The 8,355-nt window shown below is 75.9% G+C and carries 10 protein-coding genes; 7 read left to right on the forward strand and 3 right to left on the reverse strand.

The window, feature by feature from the left end; all coding sequences use genetic code 11:
• Window positions 1–165 precede the first annotated feature (165 nt).
• Complete coding sequence (locus ACI8AC_RS11895) at window positions 166–957, forward strand: DUF3027 domain-containing protein (protein ID WP_456897974.1); 792 nt, start codon at window positions 166–168, stop codon at window positions 955–957.
• 167 nt (window positions 958–1,124) lie between these two features.
• On the opposite strand, the gene ACI8AC_RS11900 is transcribed toward ACI8AC_RS11895, so the two are convergent.
• Window positions 1,125–1,346, reverse strand: coding sequence for a DUF2530 domain-containing protein (locus ACI8AC_RS11900; protein ID WP_456897975.1), 222 nt, complete (start codon window positions 1,344–1,346; stop codon window positions 1,125–1,127).
• A 103-nt stretch (window positions 1,347–1,449) separates the two neighbouring features.
• Here ACI8AC_RS11900 and ACI8AC_RS11905 point away from each other — a divergent pair, with 103 nt between their 5' ends.
• The 5 genes from ACI8AC_RS11905 (at window position 1,450) to thpR (ending at window position 5,830) form a co-directional block, all read left to right on the forward strand.
• Complete coding sequence (locus ACI8AC_RS11905) at window positions 1,450–2,967, forward strand: NCS2 family permease (RefSeq protein WP_456897976.1); 1,518 nt, start codon at window positions 1,450–1,452, stop codon at window positions 2,965–2,967.
• Window positions 2,968–3,004: 37 nt separating this feature from the next.
• On the forward strand, window positions 3,005–3,439 hold the full coding sequence (locus tag ACI8AC_RS11910; protein ID WP_456897977.1) for a MarR family winged helix-turn-helix transcriptional regulator: 435 nt from the start codon (window positions 3,005–3,007) through the stop codon (window positions 3,437–3,439).
• Window positions 3,436–4,797, forward strand: coding sequence for an MFS transporter (locus ACI8AC_RS11915; RefSeq protein WP_456897978.1), 1,362 nt, complete (start codon window positions 3,436–3,438; stop codon window positions 4,795–4,797). Before ACI8AC_RS11910 ends, ACI8AC_RS11915 begins: the two co-directional genes overlap by 4 nt.
• A 74-nt stretch (window positions 4,798–4,871) precedes the next feature.
• Window positions 4,872–5,264, forward strand: coding sequence for a hypothetical protein (locus ACI8AC_RS11920; protein ID WP_456897979.1), 393 nt, complete (start codon window positions 4,872–4,874; stop codon window positions 5,262–5,264).
• Entirely contained in the window at window positions 5,261–5,830 is a 570-nt protein-coding gene (thpR, locus tag ACI8AC_RS11925; protein ID WP_456897984.1) for an RNA 2',3'-cyclic phosphodiesterase, read from the forward strand. Before ACI8AC_RS11920 ends, thpR begins: the two co-directional genes overlap by 4 nt.
• Window positions 5,831–5,842: 12 nt before the next feature.
• On the opposite strand, the gene ACI8AC_RS11930 is transcribed toward thpR, so the two are convergent.
• Window positions 5,843–6,811 (reverse strand): aldo/keto reductase, encoded by a 969-nt coding sequence (locus ACI8AC_RS11930; protein ID WP_456897980.1) that lies wholly within the window; start codon window positions 6,809–6,811, stop codon window positions 5,843–5,845.
• 28 nt (window positions 6,812–6,839) lie between these two features.
• Here ACI8AC_RS11930 and ACI8AC_RS11935 point away from each other — a divergent pair, with 28 nt between their 5' ends.
• Window positions 6,840–7,706: a thioesterase family protein gene (locus ACI8AC_RS11935; protein ID WP_456897981.1), complete on the forward strand. Its 867-nt coding sequence runs from the start codon at window positions 6,840–6,842 to the stop codon at window positions 7,704–7,706.
• Here ACI8AC_RS11935 and ACI8AC_RS11940 read toward each other — a convergent pair.
• On the reverse strand, window positions 7,667–8,296 hold the full coding sequence (locus tag ACI8AC_RS11940) for a TetR/AcrR family transcriptional regulator (RefSeq protein WP_456897982.1): 630 nt from the start codon (window positions 8,294–8,296) through the stop codon (window positions 7,667–7,669). The two genes, ACI8AC_RS11935 and ACI8AC_RS11940, sit on opposite strands and share 40 nt — an antisense overlap.
• Window positions 8,297–8,355: the final 59 nt, after the last annotated feature.

The raw sequence follows: 8,355 nt of genomic DNA on the forward strand, positions 1-8,355 counted from the left end.
GCTCGGTCGGGGGCTGCTCCGCCCGCCGGCGCAGGCCGCGCCGTCGTGCACGGGGAGGGCGGGAGCTGGACACCACCCCATCGTGCCGCACCTGCCCGGGAGGGCGACGCGACCGCGGGTGGCCCGGTACGGCGGGGCGCGACCGCGGTCAGCGACAATGGGCACGTGGCCTCCACTCCCGACCCCGGAACCCCGGTGACCGACGTCCTCGCCGGGGCGGTGGAGCAGGCCCGGGCCGCCGCCGTCGACACCGCCGGCGCCGCGGAGCTGGTCGGCGAGCACCTCGGGTCGACCGCCGAGACGGCGCCGGGGGACGCCGCCGTCCTCGGCGAGGTCGTCACCCACTCCTTCGCCAGCCACCTGCCCGGCTACGCCGGCTGGTACTGGGCGGTGACCCTGGCCCACGTGCCGGGGGAGGAGGCGGCGACCGTCGACGAGGTCGTCCTGCTGCCCGGCGACTCCGCGCTGCTGGCCCCCGCCTGGGTGCCCTGGCACGAACGGCTGCGCCCGGGGGACCTCGCGGTGGGCGACGTCCTGCCGGCGACCGAGGACGACCCGCGCCTGGTCCCCTCCTACACGGTGGACGACGACGCCGCCGACGACCCCGAGGCCGCGGCGCTCGCCGCCGAGATCGGCCTCGGGCGCGAGCGCGTGCTCTCCCGCGAGGGTCGCGCCGAGGCCGCGGCCCGGTGGAACGCCGGCGACTTCGGCCCGCGGTCGGCGATGGCCCGCCACGCCCCCGGCCCCTGCGGCACCTGCGGGTTCCTGCTCCCGCTGGCCGGCTCGCTGCGCGGCGGCTTCGGGGTCTGCGCCAACGCCTACTCCCCGGCCGACGGCCACGTCGTCACCGTCGACCACGGCTGCGGAGCGCACAGCCAGGCGACCCTCCCGGCCGACGACGCCGCCGAGGTCGTCACCTCGCCCCGCTACGACACGGGCACCTACGACGTGCTCTGACACCGGTCGCCCTACCGGGCCCCGCCCGCCGGGCGCCGACCGCGGTCGACTGCCGTCCGCGCTCGGGGCTCCTACGTCTTCGAGTGCCATCGCACTCGAAGACGTAGGAGCGCCGGAGGTCGTGGTGGGCCCGCTGTGGGCACGCCGCCCCGAGCGGCGCGGCGGGGCTACCGGTCGCGGTGCAGCTGCCCCTGCCAGCGCATGATGCCGATGCCGAGACCGGCCAGCGCGATGCCGGCGACGCAGGTCCAGGTCCACACCCGGTCCACCCGGTCCCCGAGCAGCAGCAGGACGACGAGGGCCAGCACCCACAGCGCGGTCCCCGCGAGGACCACGCGCAGGGTGTCCACCCGCAGCGGTGGCGGGGCCTGCTTCTCCGGACGCGGCACGTGTGAACCCTAGGTGTCGCGCCGCGCGGCCCGCGCCAGGTGCCCGGAGCGCGTGTGGCACGCTGTCGCCGCTCGTCGCAGGACCGCCGCACCAGGAGACGTGATGCCCGAGAAGTTCCGCGCCCCGACGAGTTCCGGCGACACCCCCGCGGACGTCTCGGCCGGCACCCCGCCCACCACCCCCCGCCGCAGCGAGGGCCCGAGGGTCCGGCCGCGCAACGGGCTGGACCGCTACTTCGGCATCAGCGCCCGGCGCTCCACGGTCACCCGGGAGCTGCGCGGCGGGCTGACCACCTTCTTCACGATGGCCTACATCGTGGTGCTCAACCCGATCATCCTGTCGGGGGTCGACGTCACCGGCGCCGAGCTGCCCTTCGGCTCGGTCGCCGCCGTCACCGCGCTCCTGGCCGGCGTCCTCACCATCCTGATGGGCGTCGTCGGGCGCTACCCGTTCGCGCTGGCCACCGGCCTCGGCATCAACGCGATCGTGGCCGTCTTCGCCGCGACCCAGCTGGCCTGGCCCGAGATCATGGGGCTGGTCGTCCTCGAGGGGCTGCTCATCACGCTCCTGGTCCTGACCGGGTTCCGCCGGGCGGTCTTCGAGGCCATCCCGGCGCAGCTGAAGACGGCGATCGCGGTGGGCATCGGGTTCTTCCTCACGATCATCGGGCTGGCCGACGCGGGCATCATCCGGCCGGGCAACCCGCTGATCAGCTTCGGCATCGGCGGCCAGCTCGCCGGCTGGCCCAACCTGGTCTTCGTCGCCGGGCTGCTGCTGAGCGCCGTCCTGGTGGTCCGCCGGGTGCGGGGCGCGCTGCTCATCGGCATCGTCGTGACGACGGTGCTGGCGATCGTGGTCGAGGCGATCGCCGAGATCGGCCCCCGGTTCGGGACCGACGGCGCGGAGAACGAGCGCGGGTGGGCGCTGCAGGTCCCGAGCCTGCCCGAGGACGTCGTCGGCCTGCCCGACCTCTCGCTGCTCGGCAACTTCTCGCTGTTCGGCGGCTTCGAGCGGATCGGCGTCATCGCCGCGCTGCTCATCGTCTTCTCCATCATGATCGCCGACTTCTTCGACACGGTCGGCACGATCACCGCCGTCGGCGCCGAGGGCGACCTGCTCGACGAGGACCGCAACCTGCCGCGCTCCCAGCCGGTGCTGCTCGTCGACTCGATCGCCGCCGCGGCCGGGGGGGCCGGCAGCGTCAGCTCCAACACCACCTACATCGAGAGCGCCTCCGGTGTGGCCGACGGCGCCCGGACCGGGCTGGCCAGCGTGGTCACCGGCGTCCTGTTCCTGCTGGCCACGCTGTTCACCCCGCTGGTGGCGGTGGTCCCGTCGGAGGCCGCGGCCCCGGCGCTGGTGATCGTCGGCGCGCTGATGATCAGCCAGATCCGCTTCCTCGAGTGGGACGACATGTCCCTGGTGATCCCGGCGTTCCTGACGATCGCGCTCATGCCGTTCACCTACTCGATCACCAACGGCATCGGCGCCGGGGTCATCACCTACGTCCTGCTGCGCCTCGTCGCCGGGCGGGTGCGCACGATCCACCCGCTGATGTGGGTCATCGCGGTGCTGTTCCTCGTCTACTTCGCGCTCGAACCACTCCAGCAGCTGTTCTGAGCGGTCGGCCCGCGGTTGATTAGCTAGGCTGACGATCGTGAGCCGGACGACGCTGGACACCGCGGCGCTGGCCCACGACCTGCGCCTGGCGGTCATGCGGTTCTCGCGGCGGCTGCGCAGCCAGCGCGTCGACCGGTCGGTCACGCTGACCCACCTCGCCGCCCTCTCCACGCTCAAGCGGTACGGCCCCATGAGCCCGGGCGAGCTGGCCGGCCACGAGCGGGTGCAGCCCCCGTCGATGACCCGCGTGGTCGTCGCGCTCGAGGGCATGGGCCTGGTCACCCGCAGCCCGCACCCGACCGACGGCCGGCAGGTGGTCATCGACCTGACCCCGGCGGCCGAGGACCTGCTCGACGCCGAGGTCCGCGCGCGGGAGGCGTGGCTGGCCGGCCGGCTGCAGGAGCTCACCCCCGAGGAGCGGGAGGTGCTCCGCGAGGCATCGGAGATCATGGACAAGCTGGCGAGTGGGTGAGCGCCGGCACCTCCTCCACCGGCGCGTTCCGCTCCCTGCGGGTGCGCAACTACCGGGTGTACGCCTCGGCCAACCTGGTCAGCCTCACCGGCACCTGGGTGCAGCGCATCGGCCAGGACTGGCTGGTGCTCCAGCTCTCCGGCGACAGCGGGGTGGCGCTGGGGCTGGTCACGGCCCTCCAGTTCGGTCCCACGCTGCTGCTGTCGATGTACGGCGGGGTCCTCGCCGACCGCTACGACAAGCGGCGGATGCTCATCGCCACGCAGGCGCTCATGGGCCTGCTGGCGCTGGTGCTCGCCGTCCTGGTCGCCACCGACGCCGTCGCCCTCTGGCACGTCTTCGCCCTGGCCGGCGCGCTCGGGGCGGTCGCCGCGGTCGACGCCCCCGTGCGGCAGGCGTTCGTCTCCGAGATGGTCGGCCCCGAGCTGCTGGCCAACGCCGTCAGCCTGAACTCGAGCATCTTCAACGGCGCCCGGCTGGTCGGGCCCTCGCTCGCCGGCCTGCTCATCGGCGCCTCGGGTGGCGACACCGCCCCGGCCTTCGCCGTCAACGCGGCCAGCTTCGCCTGCACGATCGCGGCCCTGGCCGCCATGCGGCCCGAGGAGCTGCGGCGCAGCGCCCCGGTCGCCCGCGCCCGCGGCCAGCTGCGCGCCGGGCTGGCCTACACCTGGGCGCACCCCGACCTCGTGCTGGCGATGGCGCTGGCGTTCGTCCTGGGCACCTTCGCGTTCAACTACCAGGTCACGATCGCGCTGATGGCCCGCGAGGTCTTCGGTCTGGGCGCCCAGGCCTTCGGGCTGCTCTCCACCTGCTTCGCCGTGGGCTCGCTCTCCGGCGCGCTGCTCTCCACCCGGCGCAGCGCCCGCCCCCGGCAGCGGTTCCTCGTGGTCTCCGCCGTCGTCTTCGGCCTGCTCACCATCGCCTGCGGCCTCATGCCGGGCCACCTGTCCTTCGCCGTGATGCTGGTGCCGACCGGCGCCGCCGCCCTGGTGTTCAGCGTGGCCAACAACAGCTTCGTCCAGCTCGGGGCCGACCCCCGGATGCGCGGGCGGGTCATGGCCCTCTACTTCGTCTGCTTCATGGGCGGCACCCCGCTCGGGGCCCCGCTCATCGGCTGGGTCGCCGAGCACCTCGGTGCGCCCTGGGGCTTCGTCATCGGCGGTTCGATCGCGGTGCTCGCCGGCCTGGTGGCGGCGGCCTGGCTGGCCCGCCGGCACCGGGTGCGGCTGGAGGCCGGGCTGGCCCCGCCGCGCCTGCGGGTGCGGATCTCGCCCCGCGCGGTACCCCCGGTGCCGGTGCGGACGGCGGCGGAGGCGGCCGCCGGGCAGGCTCCCGGCCAGCAGGTCGCCGGCGGCTGACCAGCGGGGCGGCGGGACGGCCCGCGGCGACGTACTGTGGCGCCCAGCACACCCGAGTCGTCCGCGGAGGCGACATGGCCACCTCACTCCTGGGCCTGGGGGCCATCGTCGGCGGGGTCGTCGGCGCGGTCGCCCTCCTGGGCTGGCTCGCGCGCTGGTTCTGCGGGCTGACCCGGTTCCCGATCCACCGCCGCGCGCGCCCGACGGTCCCGGTCCACCGCCCGCTCGAGCGCGTCGCGGCCGACCTGCGCCGCCTCGACCGGCAGCTCTCCACTGTCCCGGCGGGGGCGCCCATGGCCCGCCGGCGCGGGCTGCAGGCCGCCTACGACGACGTGCTCACCGAGGCCGCGCAGCTGCTCGAGGTCGAGCACGCGCTCGCCGACCTGCCGCCGGGGATGGCGCGGGACGTCGAGCGGCTGCGGGTGCAGGCGGCGCTCACCGACGCGGGCCTGGTGGTGCGCGGCTGAACGTCCCCGCCCGGCCGCAGCGGCTCTTCCTCGCGGTCGTCCCGAGCCCCGAGGCGCGGGCCGACCTGACCCGCGCGCTGGCCCCCCTCCGCGACGCGCCCGGGGCGCCGCGCTGGACCGACCCCGGCCGCTGGCACCTGACCCTGCTGTTCCTCGGCGCGGTGCCGGCCGACCGCACCCCCCACCTCGTCGCCGCGGCCGGTCCGCTCGTCGCCGCCACCCCGCCGTTCACCCTGCGGCTGTCCAGGGCCGGCCGGTTCGGCTCCCGCCGGCGGCCGCAGGTGTGCTGGGTGGGGGTGGACGGCGACACCGCCGTCCTGGCCGGCCTCGCCGGGCGGCTCGCCACCGCGGCACGGCGGCTGGGTCTCCCCGTGGAGGACCGCCCCTACCGGGCCCACCTCACCCTGGGCCGGTGGCGGCCCGGCGCCCCGGCGGACGGCGACCTGCCGGCGTGCCTGGCCGGGTACCGCGGCCCGGACTGGGCGGTGACCGCGGTGGACCTCGTGGAGAGCCGGCTGGGCCCCGCGCCGACCCACGAACGGCTGGCCAGCTGGCCGGTCGGCTGAGCCGGGGTCCACCTACCAGGCGTACTCCTCCGGTGCCGTCCGGTACCCGGGGAAGACCTCGTCCAGCCGGTCCAGCTGCGCCTGGTCGAGGCGGACGTCGAGCGCCCCGAGGGCCCCCTCCAGCTGCTCGGCGGTCCGCGGCCCGACGATCGGGGCGGTCACCCCCGGTCGGTGCAGCAGCCAGGCCAGGCCGACGTCCGCCGGGGCCAGCCCCCAGTCGCGGCAGGCGGCCTCGTAGGCCTCCAGCGCCGGCCGGTGCCGCTCGATCCGCTCGCGGTTGCGCTCGGCGTGCCGGCGGTCGCCCTCCTGGTCGCCGAGCACGCCGGCCAGCAGCCCCTGGGCCAGCGGGCTCCACGGGATCACCCCGACGCCCAGGTGCTGCGCGGCCGGCAGCAGCTCCAGCTCCACGTGCCGGGTGAGCAGGTTGTAGTGCGACTGCTCGCTGACCAGGCCGAGGAAGTGCCGGCGGGCCGCCGCCTCGTTGGCCACCACCAGCTGCCAGGCCGCGTGGTTGGAGGAGCCGACGTAGAGGACCTTGCCCTGGGCGACGAGGGTCGCGCAGGCCTGCCAGATCTCCTCCCACGGCGTGGCCAGGTCGACGTGGTGGAACTGGTAGAGGTCCACCCAGTCGGTGCGCATGCGGCGCAGGGAGGCCTCGCAGGCGCGGACGATGTTGCGGGCGGAGAGGAACGTGTCGTTGGGCCAGTCGGTCATCGAGCCGTAGACCTTGGTCGCGAGCACGGTGCGCTCCCGGCGCTCCCCGCCCTGGGCGAACCAGCTGCCGAGCACCTCCTCGCTGCGGCCCTTGCCCGCGTCGAAGCCGTAGACGTTGGCGGTGTCGACGAAGTTGACCCCGGCCTCCAGGGCGCGGTCCAGGATCGCGTGCGCGTCGGCCTCCGCCGTCCGCCAGCCGAAGTTCATGGTGCCCAGGCAGAGCCGGGAGACCGACAGACCGCTGCGGCCGAGGTGGGTGTACTCCATGTCCGCCGAGCCTGGCAGTCTCGCGGCCGTGCCGCAGACCGACGCCAGCAGTCCCGACGGCAGCGTCTTCGACGCCGCCACCGCCGTGACCCGCACGGAGGGCGGCGGGTTCGCCGCCGCCCTCGACCCGGGGTGGGACGTCGGGCCGGGGGTGCTCAACGGCGGCTACCTGCTGGCCGTGGTGGCCCGGGCCGCGCTGGCCGAGAGCCCGCACCCGCACCCGGTCGCGATCTCGGCGTCCTTCCTGCGGGCGACCGGGCCGGGGACGGCGACGCTCGCGGTCACCTCGGGGACGGCCGGGCGCACGCTGGCGCACAGCTCGGTGCTCCTCGGGACGGCGGAGGGCCCGTCCATCGCCGCGCAGGTGACCACCGCGACGCTCGGGGCCGACGACCCGGTCTACTCCGTGGACCCCGCGCCGGAGGCGGCGCCGGTCGAGGGGTGCCTGTCCGGCGCCGACACCACGCTGGCCCACCCGCTTCCGGCCGTGGGGTTGCGCACCCGCGTGGAGACCCGGCTGGACCCGGCCACGGCGGGGTGGGCGCGCGGGGAGCCGGGCACCGAGCGGGTGGTCCGCGGCTGGGTCCGGCTGGCCGACGGCCGCGCCCCCGACCCGCTGGCGCTGCTGCTGTTCGCCGACGTGCTGCCCCCGACCGGCTGGGCGGTGGGGGAGTTCGGCTGGGCGCCGACCGTGCAGCTGCAGGTCCTGGTGCGCGGCCTGCCGGCCCCGGGCTGGTGCCTGGTGGAGTCCCGCGCCGGGGAGGTCGCCGGGGGCTGGCTGGACGAGGACTACCGGATCTGGGACGCCGGCGGCCGCCTGGTGGCCCGCAGCCGGCAGCTGGCCCGGCTGCCGCGTCAGGCCCCGCCGGGCAGCTCGACGTCGCCGGTGAGGTAGCGCTGGATCGTCGGACCGAGGGCGGCGACGACCGTCTCCGGGTCGGCCGAGGCCAGCGGCTCGAGGCGCAGCACGTAGCGGGCCATCACCAGCCCCATCATCTGGGAGGCCACCAGGGCGCCGCGGGCGTCGCGCTCCTCGACCGGCATGCCGGGGGAGCCGAGCACGCGGCGGATGACCCGGGCCAGGACGAACTCGCGCAGCAGGGTGGCCGACCACTCGTGGTTCACCGCCGACCGGACCAGCGCCAGGATGGCCGGCCGGGTCGGTCCGTCCCACACCCGCAGCACCATCCGGACGAGCGCCGGCCCCCGTCCCTCCAGCGGCACGGCGAGCACCTCGGGGAGGAAGTCGTCCGGGTCCGCGGGGGCCTGGACGGCGGCGAGGAACAGCTTGTCCTTGGTGCCGAAGTAGTGGTGCACGAGGGCGGGGTCGACGCCCGCCGCGGTGGCGATGCCCCGGATGGAGGCGCCGTCGAACCCGCGCTCGGCGAAGGCGGTGCGGGCCGCGGCCAGCACCGCCTCCCGGGTGTCCGGGTTGCCGGGGCGCCGGCCCGTCGGCCGGCGTCGGGGTGCGCTAAGCAGGTACACCAACGCAGCGTCGCCCCCGCGAGGGCGAGGGCGTCCAGGGGGGGGGCGGCCACCACGGC

The organism is Geodermatophilus sp. SYSU D00758, assembly GCF_054049955.1.

What these genes read in the sequence shown, in the direction of transcription:
- ACI8AC_RS11905 (WP_456897976.1), top strand. Translation starts at nt 1,450, where the DNA reads ATGCCCGAGAAGTTCCGCGCCCCGACGAGTTCCGGCGACACCCCCGCG.
- ACI8AC_RS11920 (WP_456897979.1), top strand. Translation starts at nt 4,872, where the DNA reads ATGGCCACCTCACTCCTGGGCCTGGGGGCCATCGTCGGCGGGGTCGTC.
- ACI8AC_RS11930 (WP_456897980.1), bottom strand. Translation starts at nt 6,811, where the DNA reads ATGGAGTACACCCACCTCGGCCGCAGCGGTCTGTCGGTCTCCCGGCTC.